This window comes from Paraburkholderia elongata (genome assembly GCF_013177735.1).
Taxonomy (GTDB): domain Bacteria; phylum Pseudomonadota; class Gammaproteobacteria; order Burkholderiales; family Burkholderiaceae; genus Paraburkholderia; species Paraburkholderia elongata.
The window spans coordinates 1-24,431 of the sequence record NZ_WOEZ01000255.1; the positions used below are offsets into that span (position 1 = coordinate 1).

General features: G+C 58.7%; 21 protein-coding genes and 3 pseudogenes. 15 read left to right on the plus strand and 9 right to left on the minus strand.

What is annotated here, in order from left to right; all coding sequences use genetic code 11:
- Positions 1-679: 679 nt before the first annotated feature.
- Positions 680-1,276 (minus strand): winged helix-turn-helix transcriptional regulator, encoded by a 597-nt coding sequence (locus GNZ13_RS43210; RefSeq protein ID WP_172176557.1) that lies wholly within the window; start codon positions 1,274-1,276, stop codon positions 680-682.
- Between the two features lie 149 nt (positions 1,277-1,425).
- Between GNZ13_RS43210 and GNZ13_RS43215 the strand changes: the two genes are divergently transcribed.
- Together GNZ13_RS43215 and GNZ13_RS43220 are read left to right on the plus strand one after the other, a co-directional pair.
- Entirely contained in the window at positions 1,426-2,067 is a 642-nt protein-coding gene (locus GNZ13_RS43215) for an isochorismatase family cysteine hydrolase (RefSeq protein WP_172176559.1), read from the plus strand.
- Between the two features lie 291 nt (positions 2,068-2,358).
- A complete protein-coding gene (locus GNZ13_RS43220; protein ID WP_172176561.1) occupies positions 2,359-2,589 on the plus strand; it encodes a transposase in 231 nt (76 codons plus the stop codon).
- Between the two features lie 64 nt (positions 2,590-2,653).
- Here GNZ13_RS43220 and GNZ13_RS43225 read toward each other — a convergent pair whose 3' ends face one another.
- The 3 genes from GNZ13_RS43225 to GNZ13_RS43235 all read right to left on the minus strand — a co-directional run bounded on the left by GNZ13_RS43225 (position 2,654) and on the right by GNZ13_RS43235 (position 6,157).
- Positions 2,654-3,094, minus strand: a complete 441-nt coding sequence (locus GNZ13_RS43225; RefSeq protein WP_172176563.1) for a hypothetical protein — start codon at positions 3,092-3,094, stop codon at positions 2,654-2,656.
- A 306-nt stretch (positions 3,095-3,400) separates the two neighbouring features.
- Complete coding sequence (locus GNZ13_RS43230) at positions 3,401-4,390, minus strand: LysR family transcriptional regulator (RefSeq protein WP_172176565.1); 990 nt, start codon at positions 4,388-4,390, stop codon at positions 3,401-3,403.
- Between the two features lie 1,185 nt (positions 4,391-5,575).
- Positions 5,576-6,157: a TetR/AcrR family transcriptional regulator gene (locus GNZ13_RS43235; RefSeq protein WP_172176567.1), complete on the minus strand. Its 582-nt coding sequence runs from the start codon at positions 6,155-6,157 to the stop codon at positions 5,576-5,578.
- Between the two features lie 392 nt (positions 6,158-6,549).
- Between GNZ13_RS43235 and GNZ13_RS43240 the strand changes: the two genes are divergently transcribed.
- The 5 genes from GNZ13_RS43240 to GNZ13_RS43260 all read left to right on the plus strand — a co-directional run bounded on the left by GNZ13_RS43240 (position 6,550) and on the right by GNZ13_RS43260 (position 11,156).
- Entirely contained in the window at positions 6,550-6,747 is a 198-nt protein-coding gene (locus tag GNZ13_RS43240) for a hypothetical protein (RefSeq protein WP_172176569.1), read from the plus strand.
- A 441-nt stretch (positions 6,748-7,188) separates the two neighbouring features.
- On the plus strand, positions 7,189-7,908 hold the full coding sequence (locus GNZ13_RS43245; RefSeq protein WP_172176571.1) for an SIR2 family protein: 720 nt from the start codon (positions 7,189-7,191) through the stop codon (positions 7,906-7,908).
- A gap of 564 nt (positions 7,909-8,472) precedes the next feature.
- Positions 8,473-9,003 (plus strand): hypothetical protein, encoded by a 531-nt coding sequence (locus GNZ13_RS43250; protein WP_172176573.1) that lies wholly within the window; start codon positions 8,473-8,475, stop codon positions 9,001-9,003.
- Positions 9,004-9,108: 105 nt separating this feature from the next.
- Entirely contained in the window at positions 9,109-9,747 is a 639-nt protein-coding gene (locus GNZ13_RS43255) for a hypothetical protein (RefSeq protein ID WP_172176575.1), read from the plus strand.
- Positions 9,748-10,310: 563 nt separating this feature from the next.
- A complete protein-coding gene (locus GNZ13_RS43260; protein ID WP_172176577.1) occupies positions 10,311-11,156 on the plus strand; it encodes a hypothetical protein in 846 nt (281 codons plus the stop codon).
- 107 nt (positions 11,157-11,263) lie between these two features.
- On the opposite strand, the gene GNZ13_RS43265 is transcribed toward GNZ13_RS43260, so the two are convergent.
- A complete protein-coding gene (locus GNZ13_RS43265; protein WP_172176593.1) occupies positions 11,264-11,713 on the minus strand; it encodes an SET domain-containing protein in 450 nt (149 codons plus the stop codon).
- A 357-nt stretch (positions 11,714-12,070) separates the two neighbouring features.
- Here GNZ13_RS43265 and GNZ13_RS43270 point away from each other — a divergent pair.
- Positions 12,071-12,366 (plus strand): annotated as a pseudogene (locus GNZ13_RS43270) (HU family DNA-binding protein).
- A 165-nt stretch (positions 12,367-12,531) separates the two neighbouring features.
- On the opposite strand, the gene GNZ13_RS43275 reads toward GNZ13_RS43270, so the two are convergent.
- Entirely contained in the window at positions 12,532-12,801 is a 270-nt protein-coding gene (locus GNZ13_RS43275) for a DUF1488 family protein (protein WP_172176579.1), read from the minus strand.
- Positions 12,802-12,936: 135 nt separating this feature from the next.
- A complete protein-coding gene (locus tag GNZ13_RS43280) occupies positions 12,937-14,112 on the minus strand; it encodes a tyrosine-type recombinase/integrase (protein WP_172176581.1) in 1,176 nt (391 codons plus the stop codon).
- Positions 14,113-14,281: 169 nt separating this feature from the next.
- Here GNZ13_RS43280 and GNZ13_RS43285 point away from each other — a divergent pair, with 169 nt between their 5' ends.
- The 6 genes and pseudogenes from GNZ13_RS43285 to GNZ13_RS43310 form a co-directional block, all read left to right on the plus strand.
- Complete coding sequence (locus tag GNZ13_RS43285) at positions 14,282-15,304, plus strand: DNA-binding protein (RefSeq protein ID WP_172176583.1); 1,023 nt, start codon at positions 14,282-14,284, stop codon at positions 15,302-15,304.
- A 4-nt stretch (positions 15,305-15,308) separates the two neighbouring features.
- Positions 15,309-15,551: a hypothetical protein gene (locus tag GNZ13_RS43290; protein WP_172176555.1), complete on the plus strand. Its 243-nt coding sequence runs from the start codon at positions 15,309-15,311 to the stop codon at positions 15,549-15,551.
- A 34-nt stretch (positions 15,552-15,585) separates the two neighbouring features.
- Positions 15,586-16,293: a hypothetical protein gene (locus GNZ13_RS43295; RefSeq protein WP_328807379.1), complete on the plus strand. Its 708-nt coding sequence runs from the start codon at positions 15,586-15,588 to the stop codon at positions 16,291-16,293.
- Positions 16,294-16,462: 169 nt separating this feature from the next.
- Positions 16,463-17,623, plus strand: coding sequence for a PDDEXK nuclease domain-containing protein (locus GNZ13_RS43300; RefSeq protein WP_172176585.1), 1,161 nt, complete (start codon positions 16,463-16,465; stop codon positions 17,621-17,623).
- A gap of 581 nt (positions 17,624-18,204) precedes the next feature.
- Positions 18,205-18,438: pseudogene (locus GNZ13_RS54020) on the plus strand (diguanylate cyclase domain-containing protein); the annotation flags it as partial.
- A gap of 58 nt (positions 18,439-18,496) precedes the next feature.
- Positions 18,497-18,787: pseudogene (locus tag GNZ13_RS43310) on the plus strand (IS30 family transposase); the annotation flags it as partial.
- A gap of 193 nt (positions 18,788-18,980) precedes the next feature.
- On the opposite strand, the gene GNZ13_RS43315 reads toward GNZ13_RS43310, so the two are convergent.
- Both GNZ13_RS43315 and GNZ13_RS43320 read right to left on the minus strand, forming a co-directional pair.
- Positions 18,981-21,926, minus strand: coding sequence for a putative bifunctional diguanylate cyclase/phosphodiesterase (locus GNZ13_RS43315; RefSeq protein WP_172176587.1), 2,946 nt, complete (start codon positions 21,924-21,926; stop codon positions 18,981-18,983).
- 130 nt (positions 21,927-22,056) lie between these two features.
- On the minus strand, positions 22,057-22,851 hold the full coding sequence (locus tag GNZ13_RS43320) for an N-acyl amino acid synthase FeeM domain-containing protein (RefSeq protein WP_172176589.1): 795 nt from the start codon (positions 22,849-22,851) through the stop codon (positions 22,057-22,059).
- Between the two features lie 1,377 nt (positions 22,852-24,228).
- Here GNZ13_RS43320 and GNZ13_RS43325 point away from each other — a divergent pair.
- Positions 24,229-24,431 (plus strand): hypothetical protein (locus tag GNZ13_RS43325; RefSeq protein WP_172176591.1); only part of this gene is annotated, 203 nt, incomplete at its 3' end.

Below are 24,431 nucleotides of genomic sequence, written 5' to 3' on the forward strand. Positions count from 1 at the left end.
TTGCCGCATTCTGCCGCAACCAGCCCTGCAACAGCCTATTTACCCCACGCGCGTCAAGTGTTCGCTTCGCCGGGCTTGCGCCCGCACTTGACCCGGCAGCGCACCCACTCGAACTTCGAAAGAAGCAATATTACTGGTGACGCTTCGTCGCCTGGACAAAAGAAACCATCGACGCTGAGCTCGCCGACCTGCTGAATGGATACGGCACGAAATTCCAAGGCAATTTTTCGTGAACACCTAGCTTGATAAATGGAACGGGCGCAAAGTCTCTGTTCGCCTTGTCCAAATAGTCGAGCGGATCTGGAGCGTAAATGTACGCTTGATGCGCTGCTGCGCGTTAAAGATTTGTCTTCATGTGAGTCTGAAAAGCTGACGAACGCCTGAACGATAGCGGGAATGGCTTCTGTGTATCTCTTCGGAAGGGGATGCGTCGCGTTCGAGTAGCAATAACCCTTCGTGCGGCCGGCGGAAGTCGACGTTGAAACCGCCGGGTGATTGATGGCAACGTTCCCGAAATGGTGACGTTGTCCTACAACAGGTCCATGCCAGCGGTAATTGTTCCTCAGTCACAGCCTCTTCGACACCTACGAAGCCATTAACAGTGCGTGCTGCGACGCCTGGAACACCCTGCTGGCCAAAGGTAGCCGCGTCGCTTCACTCGGCGGCTCCGCGTGAAAGGTCAATCCTTCACAGAAGCGGCATCGCGCTTTACGCTTTCGGCTTTCAACGTGACGGCGGCACGTTTTTTTTGCGGCGCGCGTTTGGAGACCTGAATGCGCCGTTCTGCCGCGAAGGCTTCCGCGCGAGCGGCTCGTTCGGCAGCCCATGCTGGATTTATCCGAGTTTCGACCTGGCTAAAGGTGAAAGGTAGATCCGCTTCTTCGGGGTGCCAGTCGGCACCGATGATCGCGCCGGTTCGACGATGCGTCATCGTCACAGCGCTTTCAGCCTTCTGGTCGAGCCCGCAGTGCCGCATTCCCCACAAACGAAGGCTCAGTACCACTTCGTCAAGCTCACGCGTCTTGTCCGTGACGAGGTAGGCGTGCCGCTTGGGTCGCTCCTGATAGAGCAGACGCTCGATGAGCCCGTTGTCCTCCATTGTTTTGAGGCGCTGGGTTAGCAGGTTGGGCGACATTCCGGTCTGTGCCTGAATGCCGTCGAAGCGATCATTCCCCATTGTCAGCTCGCGCAGGATCAGGAGCGTCCAGCGATCCGCAAGGACCGCGGCCGCACGTGCGAGGGGACAAAGCGTCTCGCCAGTATTCTGTTGTTTCATTTTGGTCTCTCACTGAACCCTTGATTGTGAACCTGTCCGTTCTGCAATCCAAGATCGCTACTGTTCGTCGATCCCAGGTTATGCCCTTTACAAATCTAGTGACTTCAAATATTGTAGCAACATGTCAACGAACCCAAGGGAGAATTGGTATGGCAAACGAGTCAAAATCCGAACTGACGTACGAACCTGAACTGACTGGGCTGCTCATAGTCGATCCCTACAACGACTTCCTGTCGGAGGGTGGCAAGCTTTACGAACTCAGCCGCGAGACCCTCGAAGCGAACAATGTCGTCGAGCATATGCGGCAAGCCCTCGCTGCGGCTCGAGCGGCCGGCGTTCAGGTCTTCATCGCCCCCCACCATCGCTGGCGCGAAGGTGATTTGCACAGTCATTGGAAGACGATACCGCCCATTGGGGCCGCCGGCGTCAAGGGGCGCGTTTTCGCTGACGGGACTTGGGGCGGAAGCTTTCACCCCGATTTCGAGCCGCGTCCCGGTGAGGTCGTCGCGCAAGAACATTGGCTCTCGAGCGGATTCGCCAACACGGATCTTGACTTCCAGTTCAAGAAGCACGGCGTCCGCAAAGTCATCGTGATCGGCATGCGCGCCAACACGTGCATCGAGTCCACCGTTCGCTTTGCGGTCGAGCTCGGCTACGAAGTCACGCTAGTGAAAGACGCTATTGGCAGCTTCGGTCACGCCGAGATGGACGCCTCGCTACAGTTCAACATGCCGGCTTACGCGAGCGCCATTGTCTCGACCGACGAGATCGTCGCGAAGCTGTCAGTTTGACAATCCGGAGATCGACAAATTGCTAATGCGGTCATCGCCAAATCGATGGCCGAAGCCACCATTCACGCGCCACTCGCGTCCATCGATCTGACCGAAACGGGCGCGCTCAGCTAATGCGATCGGGGATCGTGAAATTGAAACTGGCCGCTAACCCGGCCATGTGGTCGACTGCTCGCTTGACACCTGCCCGCTAATGGATGCGGGTTATTGCGAGGACCGCGGTACCGTCTTCGCAGAGTGATACAAAGTTGTCAATCTGGTTCCCGTCAGAATTTGATGGGGACCAGACTGATGAAAGCAAAGGCAAGAGGCCGCAGGTCGGGATCAAAGAACTATTCACGTCAGGTCCGGGAGGCGGTCGTGGCGCAAGCCAGCGATCCGGTTCGCTCAATTGCAGAGATTGCGCAGGAGCATGGCCTGAAACCGCATGCGGGAAGTCCGTTTAGCGGTGTGAACGCGACGCTCGAAAGTCTGTTTAAGTGCCAGCGAGAGCGGCCATTCCATCTGGGTCGATACTGTTGAAGTCGCTCGACGTGCAGACTATCGCCTCGCGTCTGCGCCACGCGCATACAACAACCTCGCGTGCTCAACCCGCATGACTTTTGCCGAGTTGACCTTTACTCAGAGGCAGCCAGAACCCCAGGTATTCGAACTCCGCAGTACTGTTTGCATCTACGAGAGAGCAGACCGCTCCCACCGACACAAGCGCATCGACAGTCGTTCTGCGGTTGGATACGAAACGCCACGTCGGCGACCGCGTCGCCGCGCCGCGTTCGTCGCTGGCCTGATGTAGCGCTGCGAGCAAATCGAAGTGATCAGGCGAATGCGCGACATAGCCTTCACTCGATACCGCAGCCTGGTCAATACCCAGCAACCTGTACACCTGCTGCTTGATGGGGAGGTCGTGCGCATCGGCATCGCGTGACTGCGGGATCAGTGCCAGCATGCCCGCATCAACCAGCTTGCCTGCGCGCGGCAGCGACGGCAACCCAGGCGTCCACGCCTCAGGCGGACACGCTTTGTGCATTGGTGCCAGTTCGATGAATGGATTGATTTCCGCCGAATAGATGCAGCACACCAACGGCCTTTGCTCATGCTGCGCGAGGCGGCCACATGCGATTCCCGGCCTTCCCGTGCAGGTAGCCCGAGGCCGCGACGACCGCCAGGCACCGGAACGCGGACAGCCGTGCCGGCGCCTGGCACACTCCAACCCTCTCGCGATGCATACATCACAGCACCGATGGCGGATGTGTAGGCACGATCAATCAGGATCAGTTCGACACCAGACTTTGTGCCAGCCGACCTCCCTTCACATGCCGGCCTGATGTTGGTCTCATTTCTCGAGGCGAGATTGGCGAGCGGCAGTAGCGACGTCAGCGGGGGCCGTTGTCATCGGCGCCGCCAACGACTTTTTTTCCGTGGACGCAAGGGTGGATTGATCGAAGATTTCTGCTATCCACTCGACGAAGACCCGAACTTTGGGGGCAAGGTGCCGGTTGTGCGGGTATACGGCGGATAACGCCATGGACCGGGACTTCCACGGTTTCAGGATTTCCGTAAGCTCGCCGGAGGCCAAGTGCGACACGATCATGAAGAGAGGTGGCTGGATTATCCCTGCTCCGTGGAGTCCACACATTACGTAGGCGTCAGCGTCATTGACAGAGAGGCCCCCGCCCATCTTGATCTCGGCGCTTTTGCCATGCACTTCGAAGTTCAGTTCGGTAGTCCGGCCAGTACGACTTGAGAAGTACTGTACTGCGATGTGTTGCTGCAGTTCTTCCAGTGAATGTGGCTCGCCATACCGCGCGAGATAAGACGGGCTCGCAGCAGTTACCGTGGAGAGCACGCCTAGCCGCCTCGCAACAAGGCTGGAATCTTCCAGTTTTCCGACCCGGATAGCGCAGTCCACGCCTTCCTGAATCAGATCCACGGGACGGTCACCAAATCCAATCATGAGATCCACGTGAGGGTACCGGTGTCTGAACTCTTCAATGCGGGGCATCACCACGATACGACCGAGTGAGCTCGGCATGTCGATTCTCAGTTTTCCGCGGGGGCCTTTGCCTGCGTTGGCAAGATTGTGCTCCGTCTCGTCAACATCAGCGAGGATACGCACGCAGCCTTCGTAGTACTCCGCGCCCTCGGGAGTAAGGTTAAGTCGGCGAGTGGTCCGTTGCATCAGGCGCACTTGCAGGTACGCCTCCAAGCCCTTAATGATGGTGGTTGCCGACGCATGTGGGATTTGCAATGCATCTGCCGCACGGGAGAAACTGTTCATCTCCACGACCTTGGTGAAGACCTTCATAGCCAGGAGCTTGTCCATATTCCCTTGCCTCACGCTTAGCGACATACCCCCGGGAAATCAAGCGGGGACGCAGTTGATACTTCTGCTGCCGTCAATATCCAGCTCATCTAATTGCCGTTTCTTCGACGGTCTGCCCATTGTTTTCAATCCAAATATTTGCACCCTATAGGTCCTGCGGGACGAATAAACCGAGCTATCAAAAATACACTATTTGCTTGATTGGAACAATCAAATTAACGGTGATTGGTTCGTGGGCACCGGTGTGAGTTTGAGCAATGTGCACGCTTTCGCCGGCCTGTTGCTCGTTGGAAACGGATCCGCAGTAACAGCGTCAATGCGTTGGGATTACCTGGTGCATAGCCTATAGCCGGGGCCAATCCTTGTAGTGGGACGGGCTTCCACAATTCGACTTTACTTCGCGTTCATACTGGGTAGCGCTTCTAATGAAGCTTCGTGAGCAGTCACCGCCGTCCGCGGAAAATGCTGCGCCCCCGCCGCGAGATTCACTTGGGTCAAAGGCCTTCGCTGGCGCTTGCCGGTGGATGAGCTGCGGCTGAGCGCTTGGTGCAAGCGAGCGCTTCCCGCGCTATCTTCACGCACTCCGAACCGTCTGACACGCGACGCCAAACGACAATCTGCCTGACTGTCATGTGTATTTCCGCTTCGGTGATGTCACTGTTCAGAGCGATCCTGACTGCATTGGCGAAGTGATTGCGGCTTCCGGCTACTGCAGTCATCCTAAACTCAGCCATTTGCGCTCACGATAACCCAAGGTTTCGTCAGGTCAACACTCTCACCAATAGTGTTCGGTAGCAAACTCTTCAAACAGTTGCACACAGGGGGTGGGGTCATCGAACGTCCCGTCGTGGTCCCGCCGGTTCGAAGGTTCCCGTCTTGTAGCCAGTTCTCGCAGAAATAAATCATGGCTCATAGAAAACTCTCCATTGGAATTTTCGTCGGACGAAATGTCGGACCATGTAACCTGTATGACTGCGGCGTTGCTAGCACTGCTGCTCTCGTTTTTGTTCGTTCTGGGCACCATCGGTCGGCTGGCGATTGGTGAACGCATTCACCTTATTCGTCCTAGTGTAACGATGTGCGAAGGAGCTGTTGTTAATCGCTTTCAATTCAGATTATGCGAGTAATTGAGCGTATCCAGTGTCGATTGTTCATCGCTCGGGGTGGATCTAGTCGATCACACGGTCACTGCGACGGAACGACCTCTGAGAGGTATGCGAAGCGAAGCTCGGCCGAGACAGCGCTCAACAGCTTCTGTGCCAGACTCCCGTTGGACGTTCCTCGTGCAAGCAGTGATGCGCCCACAAGTCCAGCGAGAATCGCAGCTGCCTTACTAGCGCGCCGGGCGATGTTGCTTTCGCCAAGTCCTTGCTCGACAGCAGCGAGCGCCTCTTCCAGATTGCGGTTGAAAATGTCACGCGTTGCTGGATTGCTTCGCCGGATATCTGCCGTAAGGGAAGAAAATACTGCGCATGACGCAAGGTCATCACGCTGCGCCGGCGACAGATATTCGTCGATTGCCTTGCCGAGCTGGCAGCTAGCGAGTTCGTTCCAGTCGGCTGCGTGAGCGAACGCCACGGACACGGCTTCCGGGATCAAGGCCTCTCTGGAGGGGAAATGCTTGTAGAAGCCTCCAACCGTGATGCCGACTTCTTCCATTATTTCGGAGATGCTAACACCTTGGATTCCCCGCTCGCGAAACCGTTTGGCCGCTACTTCGAGGATGCGCTCGTGGGTCCGCAACTTATCTGATTGAGAATGTCCCATGATAGCAATGTCGTCATGTAAGCATATTTCTGAATTACGAGTGTATGCCAGATAGATGGGGAATTGTCGAAGAAAGGCGACAATATCATGTTGTCATCGATTGAATGGAGTACTATAAGATTTCATCTGAAATCCAACTGGCATGGCTGTTCTCGAAGGCCGCGAATGGGGTTGGTTTCGCGATGAGGTTCGAAAATGTGACCTTAAGCAGCGTAGTGCCGTATCTCGGTCGGCAAGCAAGACGGTCGAATTGTTTTCGTAAATGAGGGGCAATTCGTAGCGCATGGACCGACAGTGCATTGGCATAATGCCGTTTCTGCCCCTACCGGTTGAACGGAGACATTTCGTTGGACGGTGGCTTGAGCAGGCATGGTAGCGGTTGGACTTCATTGATGGCACTTCGCCAGCAGGCGATCGGAGAGGCGTCGGAGGCGCGCACGGCACCGGGGCACACGAAGCCGGTTGCAATGGCCACGATTGTGATTGGCGGTGTCGCCTTTTCTCGCGCCGTAGTGAAGTTCGATCCCGAACTGTCCGGCGAGATTCTTTCTTCCGTATGCGAACTCGCCGTCAACAATGCAGGAGCGTGAGACGCCGTCTAGCCCACGACAACCGAGGCATCAGCACGAGCTCATTCGTGCACGAACGTGGCGTTGGGTGGGGCACGGTGCACGCGATGCGCGCGGATGCGGAAACTTATACAATGGGTTCAGGCTTGCCAGAGAAACTGGCGAACCCGTCAAAGATAGTAAGAACCGGTTCCTATTCCTTTCGGAGGGGAGATGGCTTGTTCGGTATTGCTGGGCGCAGGGTTCACGCGTAATTGGGGTGGCTGGCTTGGGTCGGAGGTTTTCGAATATTTGCTCGGATGTCCCGAGGTTAGATCGTCACCAGCTATAAAGGAGTTGCTTTGGAGCTTCAACGAAGTCGGCGGATATGAATCTGCCTTGGCGGAGCTGCAAGGTAGGGCGAGGCTCGATCCCGAAAGACACTCCGCCGATTTGCGAAGCCTCGAGACGGCGATTCGAGCTATGTCCAAGACGATGGACTATTGCATATCCCGTCTTGAAAATTTTGACCTCGGTCTCGGGAACAGGTCAGTGCGCAAATTCCTGAGCCGGTTCGATGCAATCTTTACCCTGAACCAGGATCTCCTTCTGGAATATCAGTATCTCCAGCGGTGGGATGGGGTCGAGCTACCAGGGATGCGATTGTCATCGAACGCGGGCTCTGGTCCGTGCGGAATCCCTTGGACGGACCAATGGGTTCCTGCGAGTGAAAACGAATTTCGCGTCACTGCGAATCGACAGCCGTGTTTCAAGCTACACGGGTCTTGGAATTGGGTTGACAGCGTAGGCGGCTCGCTGCTTATCACAGGAGGCGAGAACGCTCGCGCGCTTGGTCTTCCTCCCATTCTCGACTGGTATCACCGGCAATTTGCGCACTATGTATCTCAGCCTAACCATCGACTTATGACCATTGGCTACGGCTTCCGTGACATTTATATTAATGATGTAATCGCGAAGGCAGTGGCTGAAAACGGATTACAGCTTTACGTCATAGCGCCGGAGGGTTCGGACGCAGCCGCGAATGCGCCATTGTCGTCCGGCGATGGACGCGGGGGGCGAGCCGTCGTCGAGAATGCATTCCGTCACGGACTCATAGGAGCGTCGCGCCGGCCGCTAAACGAAATCTTTGAGGAACGCGAAACGCTCGAACTAAAGAAGGTCTTGCGGTTCCTCGACTGCTAGATGTCCTTTAGCGTCCGATCGGACATGTCTCAGCTGCTGCACTCGTATGCCGAGGTGGCTAACGTTAGAGGAAGGCATCGTTAAGCACGACGATGCCTTGTCCTTCAGCATGCGCGACTCCAATTGCGATCGCTGAACGCGATTATTGGGATTATTCCGGTGACCCGAAGGATGGCAGGAAAGTATGCGGGTGAGTCTAGAAATTGCTCAATTAAACAAAATTGAGTCGCGCACGGGAACCTAGTTGACGTATTTTTTCTACCACTAAACGCTGCGCTCGCGCCAAGGTTACCACAAGCAGAAAGGAAGGGATCTTGACCGTCTATGATTCGTACAAGCCGCTGCGAAATTATGTTGCGCAATTTGATTTGAGGTCATCGCTCGAACATGCCTGGCTGTACTTTCAACACGCTCAATAACGCACCGCTACCAGCCGGCTTCATACGTAGAGGGCAAATTCAGATTAAGGACAATGTCCATCCGTGGGAGCTGAGTTTACTCGCCAGAGAGCTCCTGTTGCATGGCAGAGAACGGGGGAAACGAACGCTTCGTACTCACAGGGAGTTGATCGATGCCATTAACCAAATTCGACGCGTCGACGAGGCTATTTCGGCACAGGAGCTCGACTCTTCCCGCGTTTTCGCCGAACTACACCGCATCGCGCATCGCCAGTTCCCCTGGCAGCAACGGCGCGACATGGCGGTCGTGATTCGGTACCTCAAGATATTTGGCGCGGGCGACGTGGAAGCTGTCGTGGTTCGAGAAACCGGACTTACGATGACTCAACTGTATTTCATGGGCATCGCGACTGCCGGGCATCTGGTGAAATATCCCGGGTTTAATACACAGCAGGACTACTCCGGGTTCGGAATTGACGCTCGTGCGACCAAAGTTTTCTTCGAGAAGATGAGCATTAACGGCGAGACGCTGAGACAGCGAATTCGGGATGTGCAGTCTTACGATGGACGGTGGCAGTACACATGGAATCCACTTGAGGCTACTCCATTGGTCTCGCTCGACACAAGGTTTTCGAATCTTGTGCATTGCCCCGTTCCAGCTTTCTTGCTGCGAAGGATATCGCAGGGTGTTTTCTAGGATCTGATTAATTCGGTTGATTTTGACAATCCGTATGGACGCGCTTTTCAGGCCTATGTTGGTGACGTATTCCGTGAACTCTGTTTAGGCTCCCGGTATTCCCTGATGGATGAGGCCGAGTACAAAGTCGGCCGGCAAGTGAAGCACGGAGTTGACTGGATTGTCGGGGACGGCACAGCAAATCTGTTCGTCGAGTGCAAGACGAAACGTTTGAGGCACGATGCGAAAATCACCGTCGAAGGGGAGGTGTTGGAGGCTCAGCTCAATATATTGGCGGAAGCAATCGTCCAGCTATACAAGAACATCCGCGACGCCGTTGACGGCAAGACCAACTGGACGCCGAATCAGTTGCCAATCTATCCATTGGTCGTCACACTCGAAGAGTGGTACCTCTTTAGTCCGCTAACGACTGCCTACGTGCATCGACAAGTCAAGACGTTGCTGGAAAGAAGCTGTATTGATCCGCGTGTAGCTGATGACATGCCTTACACGGTAGCATCCATTGACGAGATTGAACTGGTAGGGCAGATCTTCGATAGGACGGGGCTCGGGACATTCTTTGCCCGCAAGACCGAGCCAGCTCATAGTCACACAATGCTGGCGGGGTTCGCATGGACGTGTTTTGAGGAACACATGCGCGATATCAAGCGCATCTTGTTCTCAGCCGACTGGGAGCGTTTTCTCCCAGATACCGCCGAAGGTTGGATACGGAACTTACGCGGCCCAACTGCATCACTCGTATAGTCTCGCGCTTGATCACCGGTCTGGCACGCGGAGGGTAGCCGTCGACGGCGGCGCGGCTACCGCAAGAAAAACACGCCGGCTACTGGCGGGCAATTGGCACACGTCGACGTCGAGGTAGCGGATGTCGGACGCGATTGCGTGGTCGGTCGAAGATGAGGCTGGCGCATCACCTAAGGCAGGTGCTCGGAATACCGCAATGAGAATTCCGATGCGAAATTTCGCGGGGATGGAAAATCACGGTACGGCGGCGTTATTTCTTTCGCTTTTGCGTCGGCTACTTCTCGTGTTAGACCCTGCTAGCAACGGCGAAAAACTACACGACGCATCGGCAACGTCACGCGGGTACCGGAAAATCGCAGCCTATTTAATCACGTCGTTTAGGTGCGTTGTTTGGGTTGCCCGCGCCGCCGACAATCGTCACAATCAAATCTTCCACGTCCTATATGGCTCACAAGCACCAGCGCCTTCGACATATGGAGAGGTAACGTTCACGAAGCTTGTTGCGAAGAGCGTTGCTGCGGACAAGTCGATTTCTGCTCACTCTATTGTCTACGCCTACAGCGATGCGTCATTCAAAAACCAAAGAAGAGTATTCCACCGAGAACCGGTCTGTCCAAAAGAACGAAGTGCCGGTCGACGAGCTGTTTTCTATCCCTCGCGGGTCCAACATACCTGTTTTGGCACCTCTGGTTGAGACGCTGCCTTACAGCGAGTTGCATCCGGGAACGTTCGAAAGCCTCTGTGCGCACGTCGTTGACGCAGCTTCGGAGCTGGACATTCAGCAGGCGTTCCGATACGGCGTGAGCGGACAGAGCCAGGCCGAGGCAGACATCATCGCCGTTCGTAAGTCCGATGGAAGGCACGTCATAGTGCAATGCAAGCGCTACAAGGTGGTTACACCGGGGAAGATCAAAGAATGGGTGCAGGCATTCCTGAAAGGGCAATGGGTTGGAACCTCGTGTAAGTACATTCTTTGCATCGCAGCTAACGTCCAGAAGACGAAACAGGTTGCGGCTTGGCTGGAGGCTGCTGCTGAATGCGCTAAGGTCGGTATTGATGCAGAGCTATGGGGTGCCGATGTCCTCGACCTTCGCCTTCGGACTATGCCGACCACGGTTGCCCAATTCTTCAGCCGGACGCACGCGGAACTTTTCTGCGCTGGACTTCCTGCCGACGCGTATCCGTCTCGATTTCGCACAAGGTTTGAGGCATCGTTTGAGCACCAGCTCACGCTTGAGGACGAATCGGTTTCCATTTCGTTCAATCTGCCGCATGAGCGTTTCCAGAATTTTGGTGCGATCTTCAATTTCGCGCGAGCAGATTTGAGCGGAATCTCGTTTGCCGTGGGCGGAGATATGCTGGTGAACTGGCTTCAGTGGCGTCTGATACCGGGAACAATCTTACGCTGAGAATAGGGCTAGTTTTTTGCAAACGAGCGAAGGCGCTGTTACAAATGCGCTTGTGGGTCACGCTATTAAGAATAAGTTCTCTTATCTTGAGAGAACGAGGCATGGTCTCAAACTTTCTGCTCTGTGTTGCCCAACATTGATTGGCGACAGTTTGAAGCACCGCAATGGCACGCGTACTGGGTCCGTATGTCATCGGTGATCTCGCCTTCGATCGCAAGGCCGTAATCAATGAAAAGCTCCTCACCGGGGTCGATGGCGGCGAGTGCATGAATGAACACCCGATCGCCCACTTCGATTGCCTCGCAGTTGGGCGAACATGCGTGATTCAGAAAGCGGGCACTGTTGCCACCGCGGCTGCCATCGATCACACGTCCGTTGGACAGCCCGAATACAAACGTGTGGCCAGCCGCGGATCGCTGGCGGGCGGCTGCCCGCCGCCAGCTGGTCACTTCGCCCCTGTACTCAATAACCCGCTCGCCGGCAGCGATCGGCTGCAGCGCGAAGAGTCCTTTGCCATGCACAAGTGAGCGTCGTGCTGCTATGCGTCGCAGTCGCAGTCGCAGTCGCATTCGCGTTGTGTCGTTTTCTGCCAGTAACGGGTGTCAGTCAGTCATCGCGATTCGCGTGCCGATGCGATGCATATCGCCGCACAAACGAGCATTCAACAGGGGTCCAGCTCAAGCATTGCGCAACTAACGGTCTGGCTCATCCGCATACATACCCGGCTTCGCCAACAATCAGTCGGCAGGAAGGGGGCGCCGGTCACAGGGTTCATGTAACGAAGGACGTGGCTCGTGGAGACAGGACTGTGAAGCCCCTTTCCGCTTATCTCACGGGTTGCCTTTTGTTGCACACGTGCGATAGGGGCGCGTCCCGTCCGCGATTCGCCGGCGTTTGATCAATGGGGCGCAGATATGGATAAACAGGAGCTCATCGATGCCGTCGCGCCGCAGACGGGCGAAAGCAGGTCCCGCACCGGTGCTGCCATCGAAGCGATCGTCGAGGCAGTGACGGCCTTGATGCCGTGACAGATGCAGTGACGCGCGGCGATGCGGTGCAGATGATTGGCTTCGAACCGTTTTCGAGAGGAGACCGTGCCGAACGCTGGTGGCGCAATCCGTGGGCGGGCGAGACCGTCACGATCCCAGCGGCAAAAACCATCAGATTTACCGCCGGCAACGCATGCGAGGACATCGTGAATGCTGTTTGAGCAGTCCTGTGCGCGCACCGCCACTCAGGCGTCCGGGTCAATGTGCCCCCTGCTTCGCCGCATGACCGGGTTGACGAGGCAAAATCCTTCGCTTCGGTTGTCGGTGGTATGACGCAGCAGTGGACGCCGCGGGAAACGGTCTGCGCCGTCGCCGGCAGCCTGCGGTCAGGGACGCGCAAAATCGTCCGGCGTCAGTTCGAGACGCGCTGCCGGATGGGCGAGCAGCTTGCGCTCAGCAATCGCCCGGATGCGGCCATACCCGTCCCGGAAGATCTTCATGGTCCGGGCCTCACTGGCCCCTGGTTCAAGCCAGAAATGGGTCTCCAGTGTCGCGATCGTGATCACGCATTCGACCGTGCTGTTCTGGCGTACGAGGCCAAACGCCACGCCGCGGCGGTTGGCGAGCACTTGTGGTTTAACTTCAACGGTTTCCATGGGCGGTCAGGGGGCAACGCTATCGGACGCGTCGACAGGATTTTTGCACACACGATGCAGTTTGAGTATCAGGCTGTTCGTGGGCGTCAGTGCTGCGAGGCGTCGGCCGACCCCGGGCGTGAATTCTGATCGGTCTCACCAGTCGACGCGGTGCTTTTCCTCGGTTTCGCGGTGACGCTGTTCATCGGGCGTGTGCAGGTAGGGGTTCGTGCTCGTCAGTGAGGCGTGACGAAGATTGTCGCGCACCGTACGCAGATCGGTGCCGCCGTCGGCCATGTGGGAGCCTGCGGTGTGGCGCAACCAGTGTGCGGAGGCGTGATCGAGCAGATCGGCCTGTCCCGCGAACCCGTCGCCGCGCAGCCGGAGCCGTTCGGCCGCGCCGGCAAAGATGCCCTTGACGATCGTGTGCAGGGCGGCGCGCGTGAGCGGCTTCATCGATCTGCCCAGCGGCAGCACGAGCGGCGTGTCCTCATGCCGGGAGGGCAGGGCGGACAGGCCGCGTTCGCGCCGGTAGCGGCCGAGCTCGACCATCATTTCCGCGGAGGCGGGCACGAGCCCCTCCTTGTCGCCCTTGCCGAGCACCTCGAGCCACCAGCGCTCGTGGCCATCCGCGTCGCGCCGGCAGAAGAAGCATCCCATCGTGTTGCCGCTGACCTCGGAGATACGCAGACCGCCGAGATAGAAGAGGGTGAACAGCCACCGCGCACGCAGGTAGCGCTCCCGCTCGCGTAGGGTGTCTTTGGGCAGGCTGCCGATATGAGCTTTCACTTCCTGCCACAGCTCGCGATCGAGATAGCGCGTGATGCGCGGTTTGGAGCGGCGGGTGCGCTGGCGGGACAGTGACAGCGGGTTGCCGGCCAGATAGCCGGCTTCGACCAGCCACGCGAACAGCGCATTGATGATCACCATGGCCTGACGCTGGCTGCTCGCGGCCAGTTCACCGTAGAACGGGCGCCACCGCGGGTCATGGCGCGGGAATTTGCGACCGCCTGCTGCGACCCAGCGCGAGCGCGGCTGCGGATCCTGCAGGAATTCGCGGAATGCCTGCAGATCCTCGTGCGTCAGTGACGACAGCGGTTTGCCGGGCTGGACGATCGCCCACAGCAGCAGCCGCTCGGCTTCCTTGCGGTAGTTCTCGAAAGTGGTCTGCTTGTCGGCAACCCGCCCGAGCCACGCGCGGACCGCAGCCAGGTCGTCGCGGGCGGCGATCTGCGCGTGTCCGCGCGCCCGGTTGGTGCCGTCGCGGCCATCGAGGTCGGCGGGCAGGTCGAGCACGTCGAGGGGGCGCGGCGCAATCAGGGCGGTTTTCATGGGCGGTGGGCGGACTTGGGGCAGTGTGCGGGGTGTCACGCAGCGATCGTCGCACAAGCGATATGAAATTTCAACATTACAGGATTAATGTCAAAATACTAACCGCAGGACGTTGGATATTGGCTGGTTTACGTTATATTATTTACTGCATTTCACCAAAACCGCTCCCATGTCCGACGTTTTGCCTGACGAAGCGCGCCTGGCCGCCGAAATCGCCCGCCTGAAGGCCGGCTTTCCGAAGACCCGCGATCTGTACCGCGAGGTCTGCGCGCTGCTGTTCTTCCGTTTCGGCATCACGCCGACCGCGAACCGGCTCTATCAGCTGGTGAAGCGCGGCAGCATGAGCACGCCGACGCAGGTGCTCGGCGAGTTCTGGGTTGAGTTGCGCGAGAAGAGCCGCGTGCGGATCGACCACCCGGACCTGCCGGCCGACCTGCAGGCGGCCGCCGGCGAACTGGTCGCGACGCTGTGGACCCGCTCGACCGCATCGGCGCAGACCGCGCTCGACGTGCTGCGGGTCGAAGCCGAGGCAGAGAAGGTCGTCGCGCAGAATGCCGTCACGTCGATGGAAGGTGAACTGAGCCGGACCGAAACCGCGCTCGAACAGCGCACCAGCGCGCTGCTGGCCGCCCAGGTGCGGATCCAGGAACTCGAGCAGGCGCAGGCCGCAGGCGAGGCCACGCGTCGTGCACTCGACGCGGAAATCACCCGGCTGCAGGATGAAAACGCCGCGCGCGATCTGGCACTGGTGCAGGCGAGGGCGGATTTCTCGGAGGAGCTCGAGAAGCTGCGGGCCAGCACCGGACTGGCGGAAGAGCGGCTACGGGCGACCGGGAAGCGGGCGCTGCTCGAGATCGAGCGTGAACGGGTTGCCAGCGCGCGACTCCAGAAGGAACTCGACGCCGCAACGCGCCGCACGGAGCAGGGCGAGGCACGCCACCGCAGCGAGCTGCAGGCCGTGCAGGCGCAACTTGCCGATGCGCAGCATCAGGCTGGTGTCCTCGAGGGCAGCCTGGTGGCCGTGCGCGACGCCAGCGCCGGCTACGCGCGAGAGCTCGGGATGCTGCGACAGCAGATGACGGGGGCGGTCGCTCCGCGCAGCTCAGGTCGCAAGGGTGGGGCTGTCACGGTAACCGCCCGCAAGCAGCCCCGTGCGACCCGCAAGGCGGCATCGGCGAAGAAGCCGGGATAAGCGCATGAACCCGACCGCCCGGAAAAGGAAGAGGGCCGTCTGTCCACCGATTGGCGCGCTGATGCGGTATCGCGACCGCATCGTGCGCGTGATCGCCGAAGCGAGCGGTCAACGCGCGGTGATCGAATCGGTCGACGTCAATGGCCGGTCGTTCCGCAGCGTGGTGAAATCTCGACGCCCTCCAGCGGCGCGATGCGGTCTCTGCCCGGCAGGCCTGGCAGAGACTGGCAGGCGAATTCCCCGATGACGACACCCTGGCCGGGCTGGCGACATTGATCGATGTGCTCGACAGCGATGTCACCACGCCGTTCGTCGATCATCCGGCGCTGGCGGCCGCCTGTGGTCGCCTCAATGATGAGGTTGCGCCGGCGGCGCGGCGGTTACTGGGCGACGCGCCCGGACGGGCGTGGCTGGCATCATGCTGGCGCACGGTCGCGCAGCAGGCCGCGGCCCTGCCGTTTCGCGCTGACGTCAGTGACCTTCACGCGGCACCGCTCTGGCTGCGTGCGGGCGACTGGGGTGAGGCGCGACGGGCCGTCGAGCGGATCGAGTCGTGGCGCCGGATTCCGGCGCCGTTGATGTGGATGGCCGAGGTGCGGTATCGCGCGGATGGCCTGGAGTCTGCGTTGCCCTTGCTCACTGAACTGGCATGGCTGTCACCCGGCCGCCTGGCTGGTCTGTTGCACCGGCTCGCCGACGCGTCAGTCGACACGTTGCGCAGAAAGTTCGACGCGAATTTCGAGGGGGCAGGCCAGACCGCCGACCTCGCGTGGTTTCCCGCGTGGGTGCTGATCGAAAAGCCGGGACTGGCACCGCTGCTGCGTGACGCGCAGCCGTCGCGCCAGACGGCGCCGGAGCGGGCGACGCGACTATTGCTGCAGATCCTCAGCCTCGAGCGGCGGGGCAACCAGCATGAACTGGTCGATCGTCGCAAGGCGCTGCGCGAACTGCATGCCGGGCTATATGCGGCGTATATGAGAACCCGGTGAGTGATGCGTCGTGGAGCGCAGACCAGTTCCGATTTTGACCTCCGGAGCGCGACCCGCTTTACCTCACTGGGCGAGCGTGAACTGCCCCATCGTGTGATAGGGACAGCGGTGATCCGGTATTTGATAATGGTGCAACACGCAACCTGGGGCCCGTGCATGAGCCTGAACAATGACTGATATCGCATCAAGTGGCACCGGGTACGGTAGCATCCATGGCGACATAGTCGCGCTTCTGGAGCGCGGCCGTCGTGCCGCGGCACGCAGCGTCAACGCGTTGATGACTGCGACCTATTGGGAGATTGGCCGCCGTATCGTTGAGTTCAACCAGGGCGGAAAAGATCGCGCGGCCTACGGTCAGGCACTGCTCGGGCGACTGTCAGCCGACCTGACAAAACAGTTCGGCCGGGGCTTTGGGGTTGACAACCTCGAGTTGATGCGTCTGTTTTACCAGACCTGGCCACCCACCGCGATTTCCGAATCGCTGATTCGGAAATTCACCGGCGAGCTGCGTCAGGGCAATTCCGAAGCAGTGGTTCGGAATTTCGATCTCGATCAACTCGCCGACGTATTTCAGCTTTCCTGGACTCACTACATTCATCTCATGCGGCGGACCCGGTCAGCCGAGGAGAGGGCGTTCTATGAAGCCGAGGCGCTTCGCGGGGGATGGAGCGTGCGCCAACTGGACCGACAGATCGGCAGCCAGTTCCATACCCGGGCGATGCTATCGAAGAACAAGCTGGCGATGCTGCAAAAGGCTGGCAAAGCGCAACCAGGTGACCTTGTGACGGCGGAGGAGGCGATCAAAGATCCGTATGTCCTCGAGTTTCTGGATCTGAAAGACGAATATTCAGAAACTCAACTGGAAGACGCGCTGGTCCACCGGCTCGAAGATTTCCTGCTTGAACCTGGCGGCGATTTTACGTTTGTAGGCCGCCAGCGTCGGCTTCGCATTGGCGAGAGCTGGTTCCGGGTGGACCTTCTGTTTTTCCATCGCCGCCTGCGGTGCCTCGTTATCATCGACCTGAAGCTCACCGAACTTAACCATGCCGACGTGGGCCAGATGCATATGTACTGTAATTACGCCCGCGAGCACTGGACTCTGCCCGGCGAAAATCCACCAGTCGGGTTGATATTGTGCGCGCGTACCAATGCCGCCGTCGCACGCTATGCCCTTGAGGGATTGCCTAACAAAGTGCTGGCGGCCGAATACCAAATGATGCTGCCGGATGAAAAGCTCCTCGCCGAGGAACTTGCGAGAACACGACGAGTGTGGGAAGCACAGCATCGGCGCGAAGAGGGTTTTGACGAGCCAGACAACCAGCTATCCTGAAAGAACACGGACGCATTCATCGCGACGAGCCATACCGTATTCGCGAGGCACGAGCGAGCACGGCACGGCTAACTCGCCGGTCCCGCAGCAACGCTGATGCTGCGTCAACATTTCGTCGGGAGTTCGTCGTGCCATTAACCTAGCAGGCTAGGCTTTATACATCCGGCGCCCTTGTCTGCTCGACACACTGCTTGCCTGTGCCGCATATCGCCGCTCAACGATCCATCATGCTCTCTCAGGTTCTGGTACGGATCCTCGAATTGAGTCCTTGTGCCCGACCTTAATCGATGAAGAGGCGGGTTTGGAGTCCGTCGACTATGTAAGAAACGCGGGTGAACTTTTTATCCCCGAGGGACTGTCCGTCCCATGGTCCGACACGGTATGCAAGCGTTGCCTGGACGAAAGACGCAGTTTTACATCCAACGCGAGCGAGATTTGGGGCGATTCGCAAGCTGCGAGGGATCTCGGGATCGAGACTTACGCCAGCGCCCCCCATTCGTGCGAGTAACGGCTCTGTTATCGGTACGTTGTGCGGGGCGAGCAAGCGCTGCCAACCGCTTGGTCCACAGGCGTTTAGCGCCGTGAACATATTTTCGAAGCTGATTGGACAGCACGTTGAGCGAGAACGATTGCTTGAGGAGTTGAGGCGGTCAAACGAATACCTCACAAACTTCGCTTTGACCGACTCCCTGACCGGCCTGCCCCACAGGCGGGCGCTCCACGGCGAGCTTGGCAGGCTATTGGCGCAAGCAGCACAGGACGAATCGTACGTCATCGTCGAAGTCGTTGATCTCGGCGACTTCAAGCGTATTAATGATTCGTATGGACACGTAGGCGGCGACCACTTCTTGAGTGAATGTGCAAGGCGCCTTGCTGGCATGGGACCGTGGCACAGAGATGGCGAGCCACAGGAACTTCACGATTGCCACGGACGTACAGGTGTATTTCTGCGATCCGCGGAGCCCATGGCAACGAGGCAGCAACGAGAATACGAATGGCCTGCTGCGTCAGTACTTCCCCAAAGGTAAGCCAGTGGACGGCTATTCGCAGGCAGACTTGAACAAGGTCGCCGCGCAACTGAGCGGTCGACCCCGTCAGACCTTGCAATTTATGAACCCTGCTAAAAAACTGGCAGAAACGTTGGGTGTTGCATTGACCGGTTGAACCCGCCGACAGCGTAAGCGATCTAACCCACACGGCGCAGAATGAGCGCGCCATGAACGGCCGGTTGACCATCGGTGATATGCTGCGCGTCATCGGCCTTCGACATTCGGCGGCCAGTTATTGAGTCGGCTACAAGGCGCTTTCCGGTCGGTCGCGAGCGAATGCGATCGCACAAGGGGCGCGTTGAGTTGCGTCAGACTGCGCTTTCGCGCTCCATGCGCAGGTCATCGGCTCCGCGGTGCGGCGTCTGCTGTGCTTTCAAATAGCGTGTGAGCTCCGCGTCAGTCACGAAGCTTGCGGCGGAGGAGGCCGCGAGAATGTCCCTGGCCTCTTGCGGTTTTGCGATCGCGAAGCCCTGTACGTAGTCGACACCTAGTTCCTTCAGCGCGCGTAAGGTCTCGAGGTCTTCGACCCATTCGGCGATGCTGCGCATGCCGAGATTGCGTGCGAGAGTAATGATTGCCTCGACGATTGCAATGTCGGCCGGATGGTTACACATCGTGCGCACAAACTCGCCGTCGATCTTTAGTGCGTCGGCCGACAGCTTCTTCAGATAACGCAACGATGTCTGACCAGCGCCGAAATCGTCGATCGCGATCTTTGCGCCCATGTCGTGCACGCGCGCGATGAAGCGCTCCGTATTCTCGAGATCGTGCAGTGCGACGCTTTCGGTGATTTCAATGCACAGGTAATGGACGACGTCCTCGTGATGCGAGAACAGCGCGAAGAGCTCGTCAAGGAAGTGTTCGTCGTTCAGCGAACCGCCGCTCAGGTTCACGCACACGAAGCACGTGGTGGAGAGCGACGTGCGGTTCTCGCTGAGCCATGCGAGCGTCGTCGAGAGGACCCAGCGGTCAATCGCGGTGATGGTGCCGGAGTCCTCGGCGGCGGCGATCAGCTTCGCGGCAGTCGCTACCGAGCCGTCCGGCATGCGCATACGCAGCAGTACCTCGAAGTCGAGCGCTTCTGCCGGAGCACGCATCGACATGATCGGTTGCATCACGAGGAACAGCCCCTCGGGCAGCCGGCTCTGTCCCAGCGCCTCGATCAGACTGATCTCGGCGGCACGCTCCTCGAACGCCGGCGCGCCCTTGCGCAGTGCGACGAGTCGCGCATTCCCGCCGCGTTTCGCGGCGCGACACGCGCGGTCTGCATAGGCGAGGGCGTCCAGAATCCGTTCACCCTGAGAGCACTCGACTACGCCGATCGATCCCCTGACCTGGAACGCTCGCGTATCGACATGAAACGGTGCGGAGTTCAACGCCATGACGAGTTCACGGCAGCGCGCGATTGCTTCGTCGATCGCCATGTTCGCGAGCACGCACACGAATTCGTCACCGCCGACGCGCCCGATCTGCACCTGGGAGCCGAGACGCTCGACGAGCCGCGCAGCGACATGCCGCAGTATTTCGTCGCCGGTCCCGTGGCCGAACAGGTCGTTTAACAGTTTGAACCGGTCGAGATCGAGATACGCGAGTGCCCACGGGCCGCTTTCGCCGCTTTGCCGGCCGATTGCATGCTCGATGCCGCGACGGTTCAGGAGACCGGTGAGGGGGTCGTGTTCGGCGAGGAAGTGCAGCCGCTCCACCGCTTTCGAACGGTCCGTCACGTCCTCGAGCGAGCCTTCGATGAAGCCGTTCGCGCGAATCGCCCGCAATGAGTAGCGCCGCGCCTCTGTCTTCGTGCCGGCTGTGCCCTCGATTTCGATCGACGCCGAGTCGTCGCGTTCCAGGAGTTCACACAGCGCACGCTCGGCGCCCTGGGCGAAATAGTCGGCCCAGCGATGCGTGCCGTGGTGCTGTTGAGGCAGGCTCAACATCGAGTGCAGCGCCGGATTGGCGCGGACGAAGGCGCTGTCCCCGTTCAGTGTGAAGAGGCCGATCGGCGTGACGTCATACGTGTTGCGCAGCTCGATCTGCATTTGTCGGCGGCGCTCGCGCTCTTCGCGCATACGTTCCGCAATAGCAAACGCACAAAGCATGCTCGACGACAGTGCCGTCACTACGGGGCTCAGTGCGCCCGCCAGCGCTTTCACACCGAACGCGGCGGCGAGCACTTGCGACAGCGTCGCGAACAGCACGATGGCCATCGACGCGACGTACCAGAGCACGGTGCGTGAGCGCGCCTTCATGACCAACTGTACGAGGAAGTAGGTCAGCACCAGTATGCAGAAGCTGGCGCTTGCCCACAGCACCGGAATGAAGTGCGCGTAATTCAGTGTGAATGCGGCGGCCATCAGCAGGCAGCCGCCGTACCGCACGGCGTGCAGGCTCCAGCGTAGCCCGATTGCTTTCAGTTCCCGGCGAAACAGTTCCACGAAGAGCGTCGTGGTCAGCACGTAATAGGCAGCGAACGTGAATTCCCGCAAAAGCGCGATACGGTCGGGCGGGATGATCCAGCCCATCCATTCGGTATCGAACCCCATTGCGTTGGCGCTCAACCGCAGGTTGCCGACGAGCCATGCGGCAAAGATCACGTAGGTCCATTCGCGATTGATGATTGCTGTCACAAACACGAAGATCGCGAGCGTCAGCAGGCCGCCGGTGATCAACGCAGCGCTCTGTTGGAATTCGAGTGTGGACACCTCGAGCTTGTCGCGGCTCGATGCGGAAGCGGTGATATATGCGGGTCCAGAAAAGGTGCCACGGCACAGGATTTGCACAGGGGGGGTGTGCTCGTCAAACTTGAGCGCAAAGCCGGCCTTGTTGACGCGCATCTTGCCGCTCGTGCCGTGGCGGTCGCCCGCGCCTAGCAGCGTAAGAACGGGGGTCGTCCGCCAGCAGGATAAGGTCTGTGCGTGCCGCGACGGCAGGTCGATGAACGTATCGCCTTCACTGGTCAGCATAGGCGCGGTGAGCATGAACCAGAACGGAGTTTCCGCGAGATGGGTACTGAAACGCGCAGTGGGCACGGCATCGCGCAGGCGGGCGATGGCGACGGCGGGTGACAGTGTCGCCGAAGGATCTGCAATCACAGGAAAGCTGAGCGGGATCGTTCCCGTAGTATCGAATTGGCGCGGCGCCCAGAACATGACTGCGACGCTGCCAAACACAATCACAAATGGCGCTACATAAACGGAGAACCGCTGGAAAGCCCATCCGGTCAGTCGGTCCCGAAACGCCAACTTAACGCTTGTCATTTGCTGCCCTTTCCCAATGACTTCATTCCCGATCTCATTGTCACGCTGCGTTAGTCAGCAGCGAAAGCACGACTGCGCTGACGCCGACAACCTCTTGTCCACCCGAATTTCTTCGGGCGGACATCATGCTTTACGCTTCGCCCAGCGGCCGCAGACGGCCTGAGGCGCTACCCGGCAGGCCACCACAATCAGTGCCTTGGTTGGTTTCACCCTGCGTTGATGCGACGCTGACGTCGATGTCGAGGTGATCCGCTTCAAAAAAGAATCCGAAGAACGGATGGTTGACCTTCGCCCAGCGCTGACGGACTAAAGGAACCGGTTTAGCCATCACCCGGTGTGGCAACCCGCCAACGTGCGCCATTGGCAGGAATTCGTTGTCGCCGAACACATCGTCAAACAGCATCGCTTCGTATTCCCGATCGAGCGGTGAACGCGCCGTAATTAACATCCAGTCGACCCCGTTCTGCGCGCAATACATGAAAAATGCCTTGCACAGTGCCACCTTCACCACCCGACCTATCGCACCGCGCGCGACGCCGAGCCGCGTGGCCTCGGCGAGCCGCGCCTGGCTCAGCCAGTCCGGCAGGCGGACCGATTGTTCGACGGCAAGCGGACCGAATGCATTCGTCTGGACCCGCATGGTGCCGATCGGACCGCCATCCAGCCGCGACTGCGCGAGCAGCACGATCGTGCCGGGCGCGGCATCTAACGCCTCGACGCCCATGGTCTCCGCGAATTCCGGTAAGTGGCGCCGGTAGGCGGCGCGGCGCATCTCGACGGCCTTGTCGATGTCAGCCAGGCTACTTGCCACCTTTATCGTAAACGGCAACCTTTCCGTTTTCTTTACGGTGCTCTGATTAAAGCGTTCTTCGAGCGACGTGTAACCTGCATTTTGCGTCAAAACGACTGAATCGATGCGGTCCATTTCAATCCCCGTAGGTGAATGAGAAAAAAGTGTGTCGCTTTCGAAGCGGCAGAGCCGCCCCCAACGCGACAAAGTAGATTCTCACGAACACAAGCGCGGTGATATGCGAGCCGTAGCACGCAGTAGACATGTCAATTCAGCAGCTACGTGTCGGCAGGATTCCGGCGCGCGAGTTGACAGTTTTATTTCCAGTTCGAACGAAATAAACTCAATATTCCGCTTAAATAAGCATTAAATTCTTCAGTAGTAGAAAAGTTAGAACTTTATTCGTAACTTTGGAGCTTTATGGACGATATCCTGAATTGTCAGCTGATCGCGCTCAATTGTCCGCGCGGCGCCCATCGTCTCGAAGCGTTCGGCCTGAAGTCGGACCGAGGGATCCGGTACCGCCAGTCCGCGCTCAAGCAGTGGGTAATACCTGAGCCAGATCTGACGGTCACCGCGTTCTGTGAGCGACCGGGTTTTATACAATCAGGAGGGAGTCGCTAGCTCGCAGATTTTCAGGTGCGTTACTTTGATCACCAAGAGCTAGTTATCCTATTCACTGCGGATGCGGAACTGGCCTTAAAACCACCCGCGACCCTGGGTGACGCTGGACTGATAGTCGGGTCAGTTCAGCCACCTGAAATCGCTGCCTTTCGCGCGTGGATCGCGAACCGTATGCGGATGTTCCCTCGCCTCGTCGCGACGCGTGGCCTCGTATCTCTGTTTCTCAGTAGCGCGATTGAGCGGTTTGTTGCCCGTCCGCATCGGCTACTGTCGATGGAGCGCGAGTTCACGACCAGGGATCCCGTTCTCGTGCGCACCGCAGTTTTCAGCTTGCTGCATGTCGGCCGTGTGCACGCACCGGGATTACGCGGGCACGAATTGTTGCTGCTCGCAGCAGGTCGCAATCATCGTAAGTGCTCAGGCTCAATCACTGCAGCCGTGGCGTTCATTCAGGCGCGAAAGCGTCACGAGGATCAGCACGGAACCGGGGACGTCGACCTTTGCAGCGGCACGCTATGCGCGACCCCTAGCGACCCGGCTGTTGCACTTGGTATTTAAAACCGCCGTCATCAAAGATCAAACTACTAAGAAGAAGGATTATCTGAACAGCGTGGTTTTGTGATGCATTCTGTGAAACCGTAGCGTTACGGATTAGCGTGCAGGCGCACGTATGCGCGAATGGGATATCCGCGCCGGGACAATATCGTTAACCCACGTACCCAGTCCGGCACCCGTATGCGACCGACGCACGGATGACGCTCCTCCGGTCGACGCGATGTGTCCTCGCAGGCAGTGACCCGCGTTGCCTGGCGTCGATCCAACTGGTCGTGGTAAAACAGCGCCCGAATTCGCCGGCTTGCGGCGCACAGATGCAATCAGGAGCACAGGTTGAGAAGGAAGTCGGAGAACAGGTCACAGGTCATCGCGGTACGCGTCGAGCCGGCGATTGAACAGCGATTGAGACTGCTGGCGGAAGTCACAGGACGCAGCCAGTCGTTTTTTCTCAAGCAGCTGATCGAGAAGGGCATCGACGCGATGGAAGACGCCTGGCTGCCCCAGGAAGTGGTCGCCCAAGTCCGCAGCGGGGCACT

Bases quoted from the DNA above. Each gene is read 5' to 3' on its own strand.
- GNZ13_RS43230 (WP_172176565.1), bottom strand. From the start codon at position 4,390: ATGGACAAGCTCCTGGCTATGAAGGTCTTCACCAAGGTCGTGGAGATG.
- GNZ13_RS43215 (WP_172176559.1), top strand. From the start codon at position 1,426: ATGGCAAACGAGTCAAAATCCGAACTGACGTACGAACCTGAACTGACT.
- GNZ13_RS43220 (WP_172176561.1), top strand. From the start codon at position 2,359: ATGAAAGCAAAGGCAAGAGGCCGCAGGTCGGGATCAAAGAACTATTCA.
- GNZ13_RS43245 (WP_172176571.1), top strand. From the start codon at position 7,189: ATGTCCAAGACGATGGACTATTGCATATCCCGTCTTGAAAATTTTGAC.
- GNZ13_RS43280 (WP_172176581.1), bottom strand. From the start codon at position 14,112: ATGAAAACCGCCCTGATTGCGCCGCGCCCCCTCGACGTGCTCGACCTG.
- GNZ13_RS43300 (WP_172176585.1), top strand. From the start codon at position 16,463: ATGACTGATATCGCATCAAGTGGCACCGGGTACGGTAGCATCCATGGC.
- GNZ13_RS43320 (WP_172176589.1), bottom strand. From the start codon at position 22,851: ATGGACCGCATCGATTCAGTCGTTTTGACGCAAAATGCAGGTTACACG.
- GNZ13_RS43210 (WP_172176557.1), bottom strand. From the start codon at position 1,276: ATGAAACAACAGAATACTGGCGAGACGCTTTGTCCCCTCGCACGTGCG.
- GNZ13_RS43275 (WP_172176579.1), bottom strand. From the start codon at position 12,801: ATGGAAACCGTTGAAGTTAAACCACAAGTGCTCGCCAACCGCCGCGGC.
- GNZ13_RS43315 (WP_172176587.1), bottom strand. From the start codon at position 21,926: ATGACAAGCGTTAAGTTGGCGTTTCGGGACCGACTGACCGGATGGGCT.
- GNZ13_RS43285 (WP_172176583.1), top strand. From the start codon at position 14,282: ATGTCCGACGTTTTGCCTGACGAAGCGCGCCTGGCCGCCGAAATCGCC.
- GNZ13_RS43260 (WP_172176577.1), top strand. From the start codon at position 10,311: ATGCGTCATTCAAAAACCAAAGAAGAGTATTCCACCGAGAACCGGTCT.
- GNZ13_RS43225 (WP_172176563.1), bottom strand. From the start codon at position 3,094: ATGCACAAAGCGTGTCCGCCTGAGGCGTGGACGCCTGGGTTGCCGTCG.
- GNZ13_RS43290 (WP_172176555.1), top strand. From the start codon at position 15,309: ATGAACCCGACCGCCCGGAAAAGGAAGAGGGCCGTCTGTCCACCGATT.
- GNZ13_RS43240 (WP_172176569.1), top strand. From the start codon at position 6,550: ATGGCACTTCGCCAGCAGGCGATCGGAGAGGCGTCGGAGGCGCGCACG.
- GNZ13_RS43235 (WP_172176567.1), bottom strand. From the start codon at position 6,157: ATGGGACATTCTCAATCAGATAAGTTGCGGACCCACGAGCGCATCCTC.
- GNZ13_RS43255 (WP_172176575.1), top strand. From the start codon at position 9,109: ATGGATGAGGCCGAGTACAAAGTCGGCCGGCAAGTGAAGCACGGAGTT.